General features: G+C 60.1%; 12 protein-coding genes. All 12 read left to right on the top strand.

The genetic code is table 11. From position 1 onward, the window contains the following. Position 1: 1 nt before the first annotated feature. The 12 genes from J2D75_RS05760 to J2D75_RS05705 all read left to right on the top strand — a co-directional run bounded on the left by J2D75_RS05760 (position 2) and on the right by J2D75_RS05705 (position 15,813). Positions 2-307, top strand: a complete 306-nt coding sequence (locus J2D75_RS05760) for a sarcosine oxidase subunit delta (RefSeq protein ID WP_207853829.1) — start codon at positions 2-4, stop codon at positions 305-307. Next, positions 304-3,309, top strand: a complete 3,006-nt coding sequence (locus J2D75_RS05755; protein ID WP_207853828.1) for a sarcosine oxidase subunit alpha family protein — start codon at positions 304-306, stop codon at positions 3,307-3,309. Before J2D75_RS05760 ends, J2D75_RS05755 begins: the two co-directional genes overlap by 4 nt. Continuing rightward, positions 3,302-3,829 carry a sarcosine oxidase subunit gamma gene (locus tag J2D75_RS05750; protein ID WP_207853827.1) on the top strand — a complete coding sequence of 176 codons (528 nt, stop codon included), beginning with the start codon at positions 3,302-3,304 and terminating at the stop codon, positions 3,827-3,829. The genes J2D75_RS05755 and J2D75_RS05750 overlap by 8 nt, the downstream gene beginning before the upstream one ends. A 91-nt stretch (positions 3,830-3,920) precedes the next feature. Continuing rightward, a complete protein-coding gene (locus J2D75_RS05745) occupies positions 3,921-5,276 on the top strand; it encodes an L-serine ammonia-lyase (protein ID WP_207853826.1) in 1,356 nt (451 codons plus the stop codon). A gap of 124 nt (positions 5,277-5,400) precedes the next feature. Further along, on the top strand, positions 5,401-6,645 hold the full coding sequence (locus J2D75_RS05740; protein ID WP_207853825.1) for an aromatic ring-hydroxylating oxygenase subunit alpha: 1,245 nt from the start codon (positions 5,401-5,403) through the stop codon (positions 6,643-6,645). Then, a complete protein-coding gene (locus J2D75_RS05735; RefSeq protein WP_207853824.1) occupies positions 6,642-7,727 on the top strand; it encodes a hybrid-cluster NAD(P)-dependent oxidoreductase in 1,086 nt (361 codons plus the stop codon). Before J2D75_RS05740 ends, J2D75_RS05735 begins: the two co-directional genes overlap by 4 nt. A gap of 3 nt (positions 7,728-7,730) precedes the next feature. Beyond that, entirely contained in the window at positions 7,731-8,702 is a 972-nt protein-coding gene (locus J2D75_RS05730) for a GlxA family transcriptional regulator (protein ID WP_207853823.1), read from the top strand. A 14-nt stretch (positions 8,703-8,716) separates the two neighbouring features. After that, positions 8,717-10,765, top strand: a complete 2,049-nt coding sequence (locus J2D75_RS05725; RefSeq protein ID WP_207853822.1) for an NADH:flavin oxidoreductase — start codon at positions 8,717-8,719, stop codon at positions 10,763-10,765. A gap of 3 nt (positions 10,766-10,768) precedes the next feature. Then, a complete protein-coding gene (locus J2D75_RS05720) occupies positions 10,769-12,658 on the top strand; it encodes a DUF3483 domain-containing protein (protein ID WP_207853821.1) in 1,890 nt (629 codons plus the stop codon). Then, positions 12,655-13,887: an FAD-binding protein gene (locus J2D75_RS05715; RefSeq protein ID WP_207853820.1), complete on the top strand. Its 1,233-nt coding sequence runs from the start codon at positions 12,655-12,657 to the stop codon at positions 13,885-13,887. The genes J2D75_RS05720 and J2D75_RS05715 overlap by 4 nt, the downstream gene beginning before the upstream one ends. Then, on the top strand, positions 13,878-14,672 hold the full coding sequence (locus tag J2D75_RS05710) for an adenine nucleotide alpha hydrolase family protein (protein ID WP_207853819.1): 795 nt from the start codon (positions 13,878-13,880) through the stop codon (positions 14,670-14,672). Before J2D75_RS05715 ends, J2D75_RS05710 begins: the two co-directional genes overlap by 10 nt. 25 nt (positions 14,673-14,697) lie before the next feature. Then, on the top strand, positions 14,698-15,813 hold the full coding sequence (locus J2D75_RS05705; protein ID WP_207853818.1) for an S-(hydroxymethyl)glutathione dehydrogenase/class III alcohol dehydrogenase: 1,116 nt from the start codon (positions 14,698-14,700) through the stop codon (positions 15,811-15,813). Positions 15,814-16,045: the final 232 nt, after the last annotated feature.

Raw genomic sequence — 16,045 nt, 5'->3', positions numbered from 1 at the left:
CATGTTGCTGATAAAATGCCCCTATTGCGGGGAACGGGCTGAAGTCGAGTTTGCGAATGGCGGCGAGGCACATATCGCCCGCCCGGCCGACCCCATGACTCTGAGTGATGAGGAATGGGCTCAGTATCTTTACATGCGTGACAACCCCAAGGGGCTGATTGCCGAACGCTGGCGCCATGCTCATGGCTGCGGCCGGTTTTTCAATGCCCTGCGTGATACCCGGACAGATCGTTTCGTGATGACCTATGAAATGGGCCAGCCTCGGCCCGATGTAACGCCGGAACAGGCTGCGGAGGCGGCGCGATGAACCAGATGTTCCGTATTCCGGGCCGGGGGCGGGTTGATACATCCCGCCCTGTCAGCTTCACGTTTGATGGGCGCAGTTATGCGGGCTATGCGGGCGATACGCTGGCCTCTGCCCTGCTGGCGCATGGCCGTCATCTCATGGGACGGTCGTATAAATATCACCGTCCGCGCGGGCCTGTTACGGCGGGTTCGGATGAGCCGAATGCATTGGTGGGGGTGGGTAAAGGCCCGGCCCTGCACACGCCCAACCTGCGGGCGACGCAGGTTGAAATTCATGAAGGTCTTGTAGCTGTCAGCCAGAACCGCTCCCCCTGTCTGGAGTTCGATCTGGGGAGTGTGAACAGCCTGTTCTCGGCCATGTTGCCCGCAGGTTTTTACTACAAGACCTTCATGTGGCCGAAAAACTTCTGGGATAAGGTTTATGAGCCGATCATCCGCCATGCGGCTGGTCTGGGTGTTGCCCCGACAGAACCCGATCCCGACAGCTATGCCTTCCGTTATGATCATTGCGATGTGCTGGTGGCGGGTGGTGGCCCGGCCGGGCTGAGTGCGGCGCTCGCGGCTGGCCGTACCGGGGCGCGGGTCATTTTGGTGGATGAAACGGCTGAATTCGGTGGTTCGCTCCTGTCTGACCGTCAGGCCCGTATCGAGGGTCTGAGCGGGCCGGACTGGGTGCGCGGCGTTGTGGCCGAGCTGGAAGCCCTGCCAAATGTGCGGCTGATGACGCGCTGTTCCGCGTTCAATTACGGCCCGCACAACATGATTGCACTGAACCAGCGCCTGACCGATCATCTGATGACCGGTGCCAGCGGCCAGCCGCGCGAGCGTCTGTGGCAGGTGCGGGCCAAGGAAGTCGTGCTGGCCACGGGAGCACTTGAACGCCCGATGGTGTTTGAAGGCAATGATCGGCCCGGTGTCATGCTGGCTACGGCGGCCCGTACGTATCTGAACCGTTATGGCGTGCTGTGCGGGCGCAAGGTTGTAATTGTTGCCGCTAATGACAGTGCTTATCGTGTGGCGCTTGATCTTTTGGAGGTGGGGGCGTCTGTTGCCGCCATAGCCGACATCCGTCCGGCACCTGACAGCGCATTGTTGCGCCAGTGCCAGCAGATGGGAGTGCGGGTGTACAAATCTTTCGTTGTCCAGCGCGTGCATGGCACGCAGCGGGTCAGCGGGGTTGAACTGGCTCCGGTGCTGCCGGGTGGTGATGTTGGTAAGGGCCGTCATGTCAGCGCGGATCTGGTGCTGATGGCAGGCGGTTACACGCCCAGTGTGCATCTGTTCTCGCAGTCGCGTGGCAAGCTGCGGTTTGATGAAAAAGTCGGGGCTTATGTGCCCGGCGAGTCCGCTGAGCGTGAGCGTTCGGTCGGGGCGTGTCACGGCGTGTATCAGCTTGATGCGGTTCTGGCGGATGGTGCCGCCGCCGGTGTGGCTGCGGCCAGTGCCGGTGGCCATACGGGCGATACCCCTGCATGGCGGGTGGATGCGCAGGACCGTGCTGATTATGCAGGTTTTGCCGGGGCATTGCCCCGTCGAGGCAAGGATTTGCACAGCATGTCCTTTGTCGATTTCCAGCACGATGTAACCGCCAAGGACATCCGTCTGGCCGTGCGCGAGGGCTTCCGCTCCATCGAACACGTCAAGCGTTACACCACAACGGGCATGGCCACCGATCAGGGCAAGCTGTCCAATGTCAATGCTCTGGGCATTGCCTCCTACGCGCTGGGCAGGCCGGTGCAGCAGGTGGGGCTGACCACGTTCCGTCCGCCCTTTACGCCGGTCACATTCGGCACGTTCGCGGGCCATGCGCGTGGGGATCTGTTCGATCCCGACCGCCGCACGCAGGTTGATAGCTGGGCGCGTGCGCAAGGTGCGGTGTTTGAGGATGTCTCGATGTGGCGCCGTGCGCGCTACTTCCCCCGCAATGGCGAGGACATGGAAGCCGCCGTGCGGCGCGAATGTCTGGCTGTGCGCAATGCGGCGGGTATTTTCGATGCGTCCACGCTGGGCAAGATTGAGGTTGTAGGCCCGGATGCGGCGACCTTCATGAACCGCATGTATGTGAACGCATGGACCAAGCTCGGGGTCGGGCGCTGCCGCTATGGCCTGTTGTGCCGCGAAAACGGCTTCATCTATGACGATGGCGTTGTGGGCCGCATTGCGGAAGACCGTTTTCATGTCACCACCACCACGGGTGGGGCTGCGGGTGTTCTGTCCATGATGGAAGACTATCTGCAGACGGAATGGCCTGATCTGGATGTCTGGCTGACCTCCACCACCGAGCAGTGGTCGGTCATTGCGTTGCAGGGGCCAAAAGCGCGTGAAATTCTTGCGCCTCTGGTGGATGGGCTGGATATTTCCGGTGAGGCACTGGCGCATATGAGCGTGGTCGAGGGCACCATTCTGGGTGTTCCCATGCGGTTGTTCCGCGTCAGCTTCTCGGGTGAACTCGGCTTTGAAATCAACGTGCCGACAACCGAGGGCCGCCGGATATGGGATGCCGTGTGGCAGGCCGGGCAGGCGCATGGGCTGACACCGTATGGCACGGAAACCATGCACGTGCTGCGCGCGGAAAAAGGCTACATTATCGTCGGGCAGGAAACCGATGGCACCGTGACACCGGATGATGCCGGATGTGGCTGGGCGGTTGGCAAGGCCAAGAAAGATTTTGTTGGCAAGCGGTCTCTGGCGCTGCCCGCCATGCAGTCACCCGAACGGATGCAGCTTGTCGGGTTGCTGACCGAAGCCCCGCAGGAAGTGCTGGAGGAAGGTGCGCAGCTTGTGGCTGATCCGAAGGAGGCTATCCCCATGCACAAGCTGGGTTATGTCACCTCATCGTATTTCAGCGCAACACTGGGGCGTTCCATTGCATTGGGCATGATTTCGGGTGGCCGGGCGCGCAAGGGGCAGACGCTTTATGTGCCGATGGAAGACCGTGTGATTCCCGTCAAGCTGGTTGATCCCGTCTTTTACGACGCGGAAGGAGTGCGCCTGAATGGCTGAGAGCACTGTTGATCTGGCTGGCTTCGCTCTTGCGACCGGCCCATCGTTGACCCGTTGGGTCTTTCAGGGGCGCGAGGCGGCCATGCAGGCGGCCTGTGCCGCCGTAGGCTGCACTGTGCCGGATATGCTGGGGGTCGCGCAGGCTGAGGGCGCTACGGCTCTCAGGCTTGGCCCGTATGAAGTGCTGTTTTTGCTGGAACCAGCAGCAGCACAGGGTGTGGCCGAGGCATGGGCCAGTGCCTTGTCTGGCCTTGCGCATAGTCTTGTGGAGGTTACGGCCAGGCAAGCTACGCTGTCTGTCGGTGGCCCCCGTGCGGCCGAGGTGCTGGGCTGCCTCAGTCCGCTGGATTTCGCCCCCGCAAGCTTTGCTCCCGGCACGGCCACGCGTACCCTGTTGGACAAGGCCGATGGCATGATCTGGCGGCAGGCAGAGGATCGCTTCCATCTGGAGGTCTGGACCTCGTTTCTGCCCTATGTCACCGCGATGCTGAAAAGTGCCGCGCACGACACACGGTTCTGATTTTTACACCTTCTGTCGTTTCATGACCGGGCCGGGGGGAGTGCCCTCAGGTCGCTCGCCCCGGTTGTGTCTTCGCTCTGGATAAAGACCCATGGTCAGCCTGTTTGATCTGTTCAAGATCGGCATTGGTCCGTCTTCTTCTCATACGGTTGGCCCCATGCGGGCTGCGGGCGATTTTGCCGCTATCTTGCCGGGGGGTGTCGCACGCTTGCGGGTGACACTGTATGGCTCTCTGGCCTGGACTGGCAAAGGGCATGCGACTGACCGGGCCGTAATACTGGGGCTTGCCGGACTGCGCCCCGATACGGTGGAAAAAACACAGGCAGATGCCTGTATGGAACGGGCTGGCGTGGAGCACCTCCTGCGGCTGAACGGGGCAGACATCGCGTTCGATCCGCAGGCTGATGTGGTGTTTGATTATGAAACCCCGGCTACCTTTCACCCCAATACCATGCAGTTTGAAGCGCTTGATGCACAGGGCTCCGTGCTGGCGTGCCAGCGTGTCTGTTCTGTAGGGGGTGGGTTTGTGGTGCCCGAGGAGCAGCTTGCCCAGCAGGCAGCGCCGGATGAACCTGCTGTGCCGTTTGATTTTGTGTGTGCGCGTGAGCTGCTTGAGCTTACGCGCCAGACGGGGCTGAGCATTGCCGAAATCGTGCTGGCGAACGAGGTTGCCTTGCGGCCGGGGCATGAGGTTGGGGCGCATATCAGCCGTATCATTGAAGAAATGATGAGCGCGGTAGAACGTGGCATGCACCATGAAGGCGTGCTGCCGGGCAAGCTGGCTGTACGTCGCCGTGCACCGGGCTTGCGGAAACGGCTTGAAGCGGATCGCTTTCGTAACCTGCGCACAGCACACGAGGTTATGGATTGGGTGAGCCTGTTCGCTATCGCCGTGAATGAGGAAAATGCTGCGGGCGGGCGGCTTGTTACCGCTCCGACTAATGGGGCGGCAGGCGTTCTGCCCGCTGTTCTGCGCTATTACCGGACATTCTGCCCCGATGCCACGAAGGAGGGCGAGCAGCGGTTTATCCTGACTGCCACAGCCATAGGTGGTCTGTTCAAGCGCAATGCTTCGATTTCAGGGGCGGAGGTCGGGTGTCAGGGCGAGGTTGGTGTCGCGTGTTCCATGGCGGCGGGTGGGCTTGCGGCGGCTCTGGGTGGTGGGCCGGAACAGATTGAAAACGCAGCCGAAATTGGCATGGAACACCATCTTGGCATGACCTGTGACCCCGTGGGCGGCCTGGTGCAGATTCCGTGTATCGAGCGTAATGCGTTTGGGGCGGTCAAGGCGATCAATGCGGCCTCACTCGCGCTGCGGGGTGATGGGTCGCACCATGTCTCGCTGGATCAGGTGATTGCAACCATGAAAGAAACGGGCGCGGATATGAGCAGCCGTTACAAGGAAACGTCGCAGGGGGGGCTGGCCGTTTGTTTCCCGGAATGTTGAGCGTATAAAAAAAGTCTTTTGCGCGTAAATTTAGGTCGCAATTTCAAAAAAAATCTCGGATGATTATGGCACAGTCTTTGTTACGGCAAGCGAATGGCAGGCCGGCAGGCAAGGGTTTGAAAACATGACTGAATCCATAAAGGCTCTTGTTGAGCGGCGTGTCGCGGGAAAATCGCTGGATGCGCCTTTTTACACGAGCGATGAAGTATTCGACCTTGATATGAAGGCGATCTTCGACCGGCACTGGATTTTTGTGGCGTCCGAGCCGGAAGTCGCGGAGCCGGGCGATGCGCTGGTCGTGAATGTCGGTAAAGCTTCCATCATTATCGTGCGGGATGATGATGGAGCGATCCGGGCTTTCCACAACGTCTGTCGCCATCGTGGGGTCAGGATGATCCCCGAGGGGGCAACGATGATCGGCAATATCGTGTGTCCGTATCATTCATGGACATACGGGCTGGATGGTAAGCTGAAATTTTATGAGCACATGGGCGAGGATTTCAAGCCCGGCTGCAACAGCCTCAAGCCCGTGGCGCTACGTTCGATCGGTGGGCTGCTGTTTATCTGCCTGTCCGACAACCCGCCGGGCGATATTGACGAGATGGCCCGTGTTATGGAGCCGTATCTGGCCCCCCATAACGTGCGCGAAGCCCGTGTTGCCTATCAGGCTGACCTGATTGAAGACGGGAACTGGAAGCTGACGATGGAAAACAACCGCGAGTGTTACCACTGCGGCCCCAACCATCCCGAACTGACCATTCCGCTCTTTGCCTACGGGTTTGGCTTCTCTCCCACGGAACTGGATGAAGACGCCCGCACCGATGCCCAGCGTTATACCGATCTGGTTGAGGCTTCCTGCTCACGCTGGGAAGGCGAGGGCCTGCCTTCGCGTGAGGTGGATGAACTGACCGGACGCCCGACCGGTTTTCGTACCCAGCGCTTGCCCATCGACCAGAGTGGCGAAAGCTACACCATGGATACGCGCGCAGCCTGCCGCCTGCCGATTGGCACAGTGTCGGACAAGGCGTTGGGCGCGCTGTCTTTCTGGACGCAGCCTAACTCATGGCACCATTTCATGGGCGATCACGTCATTACCTTCACGGCGCTGCCGCTGAGTGCCGGGCGTACGCTGGTGCGCACTACGTGGCTGGTGAACAAGAACGCGGTTGAAGGTGTTGATTACGATCTGGACCGGCTGACCGAAGTCTGGAAAGCAACCAACCAGCAGGATGCCGATCTGGTAGGAATCGCCCAGCAGGGTGCGCAGGACCCCGCTTATGAAACGGGCTTCTACTCTCCTTACACCGAAGGGCTGGTAGAGAAATTTGCCTCTTGGTACATCGAACGTCTGAAGGACTATCTTGCATGACGGAACTTTTCCCCGCCATTCTGGATGCACCGGCCTGGAACGCGCAAACGGATGAAGTCCTGCGCTGTCAGGCTGTCATACAGGAAACGCATGATGTGAAGACCTTTGTTTTCACGGCTCCTGAGCCAAGGCGTTTTTTGTTTAGGCCCGGTCAGTTCATGACACTGGTGCTGCCAATCGGCGGGGAAGAGGTTAATCGCTGCTATACGGTTTCATCCTCGCCATCGCGGCCGCATGCTTTGTCCATTACGGTCAAGCGTGTGCCGGGGGGGCTGGTGTCCAACTGGCTGCACGATACGTTGCGTGAAGGCATGGATGTACGCGTACTCGGCCCCATGGGTGATTTTGCCTGCGATGGTTCCGAGGCGCGCCGGTTCCTGTTTCTTTCAGCGGGGAGTGGTATCACCCCTATGATGTCCATGTCGCGTTATCTGCTCGACACCCGGAACGGCGCGGATATTGCCTTCGTGCATAGTGCGCGCAGCCCGGCTGATCTGATTTTTCGTCAGGAGCTTGCTGCGCTGGAGCTGGGCAATACCGGCCTGCGTACAAGTTTTATTTGCGAGGGTGATGCGCCGTTTGAAAAATGGCATGGCTATCGTGGGCGCCTGAGTGCGGACATGCTGGCTCAGATCACGCCGGATTTTCTGGAGCGCACGGTTTATGTGTGTGGGCCTGCGCCGTATATGGCGGCGGTTCGCGCACTTCTTGAACGTTCCGGTTTCAACATGAAACAGTATCACGAGGAGAGTTTCGACTTCGGCACCCTTGTTGAGGAAGAACCCGAAATTGTGGAGACCACGCAGGCACTGACGGAAACAGCCTATACGGTCAGCTTTACCAAAAGCCGCCGCGAAATTGCCTGCCCGTCCGGTACGCCGGTTCTGTCTGCTGCGCGGGCGGCGGGCATGCGCCTGCCTGCTTCCTGCGCCAAGGGCATGTGTGGCACCTGCAAATGCAAGCTGGTGTCGGGAGAGGTGGATATGGAGCATCAGGGGGGGATCCGCCAGCGCGAGATTGATCAGGGTATGATCCTGTTGTGCTGTGCCAAGCCCCGTACCGATCTTGTGGTCGAGCGCTGAGCCATGGCGCGTGATCAGTCTCTTGCCGCCCTGCGGCGCTTTGGTTTTCTGACACTGGATAATTACTCCATGATTGCGGTCAGCAACGCGATCGAGGGGTTGCGTATGGCCAACAGGCTTGGTCAGGGCGATGCCTATGTGTGGGATATCCTGACCTTGAATGGTGAGGCCGCGCAGGCCAGTAACGGGCTGAGCCTGAACCCGAGCCTTCAGGCGACAAGCCAGCGTTATGATATTATTTTTGTCTGTGGTGGGGTTAATGTCCGGGCTGCAACATCTGAGGCCCTGCGCACTTTCCTACGCACGCAAGCCCGTGCAGGCGTTATGCTCGGGGCTTTGTGCACAGGTACTTTTGCGCTGGCTGAAGCCGGTTTGCTACGGGGGTATCGCTGCGCGGTGCACTGGGAAAACCTGAGTGCAATTCAGGAGGAATTTCCAGAGATAGATGTGTCCGGCGATATGTTTGTCATTGATCGAAACAGGCTGACCTGTACAGGTGGGTCTGTGCCGCTCGACCTGATCCTGAAAATTGTCGAGGCGCGCTCAGGTGCTTCTCTATCGCGCGCGGTGGCGGCGCAGTTCATTCTCGATCGTGGTCGCGCGGGCGAGGAAAGTCAGCCCGCCGCCAATCTGGCAGGAATGCCGCTGGCCCTGCGTAAAGCAGTACGCATGATCGAAACCCAGATGGACCGCCCCTTGCGGGTTGCTACACTGGCCAAAGAACTTGGTTTTTCAACCCGACATCTTGAACGCATTTTTCGAAGCCATACCAACACCACCCCGGCAGGCTACCTGTCGGCGGCCCGGCTGGAAAAGGCACGCCGGCTGTTACAGCAGACCTGCATGCCGGTAACGGATGTTGCTATGGCTTGTGGTTTTACATCCTCGGCGCATTTTAGCACGGCCTATCGCGGACGGTATGGTTATCCCCCGCGCGATGAACGGCGGCAGATGGGCCAGAACGGCCAGCCCTGAAGGAAACTGACAGCATGAACGCGAATGCGGATGTTCTTCTGCGCCCCCTGCGGATAAAAAATCTGGTTATCCGTAACAGGATCATGAGCACAAGCCATGCGCCGGGCTATGGCGAGGGGGGTAAGCCCAAGGATCGCTACCAGCTTTATCATGCAGAAAAGGCGCGTGGTGGGATCGGGCTGACCATGTTCGGCGGTTCCTCCTCGGTCGATTGCGATAGCCCTGCTACGCCATGGAACCAGATTGCGGTCTCGGATGACAGCATCATTCCATATTTTCAGCAGTTCGCGGATAGGGTGCATGGCTATGGCGGTAAGCTGATGATCCAGCTTACCCACATGGGCCGCCGTACCCGATGGGATACAGATGCCTGGCTGCCGGTTGTAGCCCCTTCCGTTGTGCGTGAACCCGCCTCGCGCTCGGTGCCAAAAGCACTGGAAGATGAAGATATAAGCCGGATTATCCGCGCCTTTGCCGATGCGGCCCGCCGCTGCAAGGACGGTGGGTTGGATGGGTTGGAACTGTCCGGCGCACATGGGCATTTGCTTGACCAGTTCTGGAGCCCGCTCGTTAACAGGCGAAGCGATGCCTATGGGGGCTCTCTGGAAAACCGCATGCGCTTCGGGCGCGAAGTTTTTACCGCAGTGCGCGAAGCGGTGGGTGATGACTATGTGGTGGGCCTACGCATGTCGGGTGATGAAATGCTCAAAGGCGGCATTTCTCATGAGGACGCCATTGCCATTGTCTCGGATTATGCCGGGCGTGGGTTGATTGATTTTGTCAACATCATTGGCGGTCAGGCGCGCGATGAAATGTCGCACGCTGTCAGCCTGCCCAACATGGCGTTTCCTGTAGCCCCATTCCTGCATCTGGCCAGTGGTGTGCGCCGTGAAGTGGATATTCCGGTCTTCCATGCCCAGCGCATCATGGATCTGGCCACGGCGGCCCGCGCCATTGCTGAAGGGCATGTGGATATGGTGGCCATGACCCGGGCCCATATTGCGGATCCGCATATCGTCAACAAACTGACTGCCGGGCGGGAAGAGGATATCCGCCAGTGCGTTGGTGCCGGTTACTGTATTGATCGGATTTACGTAGGGGGCGATGCGCTGTGCCTGCAAAACCCTGCGACCGGGCGTGAACAGACCTTGCCACATGATATTGCCCCGGCAGAGCGTAAGCGGCGGGTGGTGATTGTGGGGGGCGGGGTCGCTGGTCTGGAAGCGGCCCGCGTGTGCGCCCTGCGTGGGCATGAGGTGATCCTGTTTGAAAAAACAGACCGTACGGGGGGGCAGGTTAATATTGCGGCCAAGGCAGGCTGGCGCGAAGCCCTGTCAGGCATCGTGCGCTGGCTTGATGCGCAGGTGCGTAAACTGGGCGTGGAGATCAGGCTGAATACCCCGGCGGATGCACAGTCGGTTGCGGCCCTTACACCTGATGTTGTCATTGTAGCAACGGGTGGTGTTGCCAACCGGGGTGACTGGCCGGGCCATGAACTGGCCTGTACCGTGCGTGATGTGCTGGATGGTCAGGCGGCACCTGAAGGCAGTGTTCTGCTTTATGATGAAATGGGGCAGCATAATGCAGCCTCTGCGGCGGAGTTGCTGGCCACGCGTGGCTGTCAGGTGGAAATGGCGACGTGCGACCGGCTGATTGCACAGGAGGTAGGCACAACAAACCAGCCTGTCCACCTGCGCGAGCTGTATCGTCTGGGTGTGATCCTGTCCCCCAATATGGAGTTGCAGGAACTCTACCGCGAGGAAAACCGCGTGGTGGCAGTACTGCGCAACACCATGACAGGCGAGGAAGAAGAGCGTCTGGTGGATGCGGTGGTGGTGGAATGTGGAAATCTGCCGCTTGAAACACTGTATTTTGATCTCAAAGCACAATCGGTCAATCATGGTGTGACGGATCTTCCTGCCCTGCTGGAAGGCCAGCCGCAGCCAGCACTTGAGCAGGCCGGGGCGGGAGGCTTCGCCCTGTTCCGCATTGGCGATGCTGTGGCCGGACGCAATATTCATGCGGCCATTTATGATGCCTTGCGTCTGTGCAAGGATTTTTAAGAGATGATGCTGACGGCGGCAGGTCTGGTCTGGGTATTGTGCGTGGGTGGCCTGCTTGTCGCGGGGCGCTACGCCATGGGCTGGCGGCAGGGGCGGTCGGCTGTCATTGACTGGCAGGCCGGGCTTATGGCTTTGCCACGACGCTACCTGAAAGACGTGCATGACGTGGTTGAGCGCAGGCCGGGGGCCGGGCGCATGCACGCTCTGACCGCCGGTGGGCTTATGGCCAGTGTTGCATTGGCCTTGCTCGGGGTGTTGCCGTTCCTGCGGGCAAGCCGTCTGTACTGGGGCTGTGTGGCGTTGTTTGCTCTGGTGGGGCTGGCGGGGGCGGTGTTGGTCTGGCGCAGGCGCTGGCCACGCAGGCCGGCCTTTCTGTCCGGTGGGCTGTTCTATGCCATTGCGCCTGCCATAGTGTGCTGCCTCGGCGGTCTGTGGTTTTTGGCTATGTGGGGTCTTGTTTCAGATACACAGACAGGCCCGGTCGTATGGGTTGGCCAGATCATGGTTGGGGCCGGGGGCGCTGCTTTGCTGTGGCTGCTGGGGGCCGGGCCGCTTAAACATGCCTTTTCTGGGGCCACATGGCTGGTTACCCATACCCGCCCAGGCCGGTTCGGTGGCGGGCGCGACACCGCGCTGCGGGGTATGGCGCTGGATGCCCCCATGCTGGGCTGCGTGACGCCTGTTGATTTTTCATGGAATGTTCTGGCGAGTTTTGATGCCTGTATTCAATGCGGGCGGTGCGAGCAGGTCTGCCCGGCTTTTGCCGCCGGGCAGAAGCTCAACCCCAAGGCGCTGGTACAGGGTATGGTGCATGCCATGCGTGGTGGGGTTTATACGGGCTCTCCCGCGCCGGGGGCTCCGGCTGTCACCGGGCAGGGCGGTCTGTCACAGGCGATTGTGGGCGAAGGGGGCTCCATTCATCCTGAAACGCTGTGGGCCTGCACAACCTGCCGGGCCTGCGTGGAAGAATGCCCGATGATGATCGAGCATGTGGATACCATTGTTGATCTGCGCCGTGGGCAAGCTCTCATGCACGGTGCCTTGCGGCCGGGAGCGGCAACCGCCCTGCGTGTGCTGCGCGACAAAGGCAACCTTGCCGGACGACCACCAGTGGAGCGGGCGGAAGGGCTGGCCATGCTCGATGTGCCTGTTCTGGCTGAAGGGGAGGAAACCGATATTCTGCTCTGGCTGGGTGAGGGCGCCTTTGACAGGCGCTACAGCCGGAGCCTTCAGGCACTGGTCACGCTTATGCACCGTTCTGGACTACGTTTTGCCATTCTGGGCGAAGCCGAAACCGATTGTGGCGATCTGGCCCGCAGGCTGGGTGATGAGGAAACTTTCCAGATGCTGGCGGCTGATGTCGTCACAACGCTTTCGCGGCGTCGGTTTAACCGTATTGTTACGGCAGACCCGCACGCCTTTCATGTGCTGGCCAACGAGTATCCGGGTCTGAACAATGGCATGGGGCCGTCATGGGTGGTGCAGCACCATACAGGCCTGCTGGATGAACTGGTGCAGGCCGGTCGTTTGAAGCTGAACCCGCAGGCCGGTGCGCCGGTTGCCTGGCACGATCCCTGTTATCTGGGCCGCTACAATGGGCAGATCGAAGCGCCCCGGCGTTTATTGGCCGGAGCGTGCCAGAGTGTGGTGGAAATGGAGCGGCACGGCATGCAGGCCATGTGCTGTGGAGGTGGGGGCGGCAATCCGGTGAGCGATGTGGATGCGCGCGAACGTATTCCCGATCTGCGCATGGCGCATGCACGGCAGGCCGGAGCCGCTGTGGTGGCGGTGGGCTGTCCCGGCTGCACGGCCATGCTGGAAGGTGTTGTGGGGGAACAGCCGCAGGTGCGTGATATTGCCGAGTTGGTTCTGGCCGCAGTGGAGGATGCATGACAGGCCGTATCCGCCGCTCACCCTTTGCCGAACGCGCAGCGCGTCGCCAGCCCGGACAGGCCGGACGGCTACGCTATGTTATGGGGGGTATCTCTAATCATGTGATGGACGGTCGGCGGCGCGACCCAAGAGCGGAGCGTGCGTACCATACCGTGCCGGGAGGGGCCGGACGCAGGCGCATTGTGTGGGGGAGTGCTCGTGCGGGTGCAGCAGTCGCTGTTGCGGCGGAGGTGGCGCCGCGTATGATCCGGGTGGAAAACCCGGCCATGCTGGTTCTGGCTGCTCCCGATTTCGAGGATATGCGTCTTTCCCGCTTTGATAGGCAGATTATCGGCGCCGCCCGGCTCGTTGCGGATGGTGGCAAGGGGGCTGTGGGCATTCTCTGTCCGGCTGATCTGCCAGAAGAGCAGCAAGCGGCTCTTGCGCAGGCAGGCGCGGACAGACTGTTTTTCCTCCCGCCCGGGCAGGATAATCCGGACAGGCAGGCACGCGCCGTCCTGCACTGGTTCCAGCAAAGTGGTGCCGCCCACATCCTGTTTCCTGAAAGCCCGGAAGGGGCAGACAGGGCGCGCCGTGTTACGGTTGCCGGTGGTTGCAGTTTTATGGGGGCGATACAGGCTTTTTCACTCCGCGCCGTCATTGCGCCATGCCATGCCATGCGGCGCGAGCGTGTGGTGCAGGTGCTCCCGCAGGTTATGACGCTGGAGGAGGATAGGGTGGCCGCCTATGCGGGTCTGGCGCATGAAATTATGGGCATGGATTATCCGGCGGATAGCGAAAGGAAAGGGCCAGAGCAGACAGGGCGCGTGCGCTTTGGTGATGCCGTGGCGGGTGACCCCGCAAGCCTGCCTCTGGGGGAAGCCCCCTTTGTGGTCTCAGCAGGGAATGGCGTGCATGATTTCACTCAGTTTGCGGCCATGGTGCGGGTATTGGGTGGCACGCCGGGGGCCAGCCGCGTGGTGTGTGATGCGGGGCATATGCCCCGGCAAACACAGGTTGGAGCATCAGGCACAGTGCTGGATGCAGCCTGTTATCTGGCTGTCGGTATTTCGGGTGCGCCACAGCATTTGCAGGGGATAGGGCGGGTGGAAAACATTATTGCCGTCAACACCGATTTGCATGCTGCTATGGTCGCACGTGCCTCCTTGGCCATTATTGCCGATGCACAGGACGTCATGCCCGCAGTGCTGCGGCTGGCACAGCAGGAAGGGGAACAGTCATGCGGGTAGCCGTTGCCCTGTCCTGCGGCGTGGATGCCCTGTCCGGGCGTGCGGCTCCAGTACTGTCAGAACTGCATGCTATTGGTCTTGCCCGGCAGCTTTCGGCTGATCTGGTGGGGGTGCATGTCGGTGCGGCAATGCCGCTCCTACGTGATTATGCGGCATATGGTCTGAACCGGATTGATGTGCTGATGGACAATGCAGCGGAGGAACGCGGCGCTGGCTTGGTTGGTGCAGCACTGGCCGCGTGGCTTCGGGCCAATACAGATATCCGTATTCTGGTTACGGGACACAGGGCTTGCGGTGGGCTGGATAGCGGGCTTGTGCCGTTTGAAGTCGCGCATGCGCTTGACTGGGCGGTGGTGTCAGATGTTGCTGAGGTTGTTGGCGCGTCCGATACGGAAGAAAAAAGCTCTGGAGCACTGCAGGTATTGCAGGCCCGGCCACGTGGGGTGCGTAGGCCCGTGTTTATTGAAGGCGCGTGCGTGCTGGCGGCACATGACCGTACGGGGAATGTTCCTGTGCGGGTACACGCCATCGGGCGTGCAGCACATATCGAAAACGTTCATCTGACCACAACATCGGATGAGGGGCAGGATAATGGTGTGCAGGGCGACATTCGCCCATGGCGCGCGCGCCCACGGCTGATGAGCGGAACATCCGATGCCACGAAAGGGAGCGGAAACGTGCTGGTTGCTCCGTCCGCCGATGAGGCGGCACGGGCCATCATGAACCATTTGCGGCAACTGGGGCTAGGGCCATCTGGCGCTGCCTCGCGCAATGTTACTCAGTAAAAGTCTTGATCAGGGGATAAAGAGAATGGACGTAAGGGCGGCGGTAGCTTTTGAGGCTGGACGTGCATTGGAGATTGAGCGGGTTCAGCTGGAAGGGCCGCGAGCGGGCGAGGTTCTTGTAGAGGTGAAGGCGACGGGCCTATGCCACACGGACAAATACACGCTTTCTGGTGCGGACCCTGAGGGTCTTTTTCCTGCCATTCTGGGGCATGAAGGGGCTGGTGTTGTTGTGGAGGTTGGTGCTGGTGTGCAGCATCTGCGTCCGGGGGATCATGTTATCCCGCTGTATACGCCCGAGTGCCGCGAGTGCAAATCATGCCTTTCACGCAAGACGAACTTGTGCACGGCCATCCGTTCGACACAGGGCAAGGGCCTGATGCCTGATGGCACGTCGCGCTTTTCGTTCAAGGGTCAGCCGATCCATCATTACATGGGCTGTTCGACCTTTGCGAATTACACGGTTCTGCCGGAGATTGCGCTGGCGAAGATCCGCCCTGACGCACCGTTTGACAAGGTCTGCTATATTGGCTGCGGTGTGACCACGGGTATTGGCGCGGTTCTGTTCACGGCTAAGGTTGAACCCGGCTCGACGGTTGTTGTGTTTGGTCTTGGGGGGATTGGCCTGAACGTGATTCAGGGTGCGAAGATGGTGGGCGCGGACCGGATTATCGGCGTTGACATCAACCCTGCGCGTGAGGCGATGGCGCGGCAGTTTGGCATGACGGATTTTGTAAACCCGCGTGACCTTGGGCCGAATGGCGATGTTGTGGGCCATCTTGTGGAACTGACGGGCGGTGGGGCAGACTACACCTTTGAGTGTGTCGGCAATCCGACACTGATGCGTCAGGCCCTGGAATGTGCGCATCGTGGCTGGGGTGTTTCGACGATTATTGGCGTTGCGGCTGCGGGTCAGGAGATCAGCACGCGTCCGTTCCAGCTTGTTACGGGTCGGCGCTGGATTGGCTCTGCTTTTGGTGGGGCGCGGGGTCGTACGGATGTTCCCAAGATTGTTGACTGGTATATGGAAAACCGGATCAACATTGACGATCTGATTACGCACAAGCTGCCGCTGGAGCGGATCAATGAGGGCTTTGACATGATGGAGCGCGGTGAGAGTATCCGCACTGTCGTCGAGTTCTGAGAATACATGCCCCCGGCTGGATCATCGGCCGGGGGTGTATAAAATCCTGTAGCACTATCAAAAATAAAAGTCGGGTTTCCATAACTCCGTCCGGTTACCCACGCTATGCTGACGGACTATCGCAGGGTTTGAAAAAAGCTTACCCTGTCAGGAAAGATGTTGAATCCTTTCATATTGTGGGAGAGAGCGCATGTTGGATACACCTTCACAGTCTGATGCCGCCGGGCGCGAG

Source organism: Acetobacter suratthaniensis, from assembly GCF_017377745.1.
GTDB lineage: Bacteria > Pseudomonadota > Alphaproteobacteria > Acetobacterales > Acetobacteraceae > Acetobacter > Acetobacter suratthaniensis.
The sequence above is the reverse complement of the archived record's forward strand: the minus strand, read 5'-3'. Positions and strand labels throughout refer to the sequence as shown.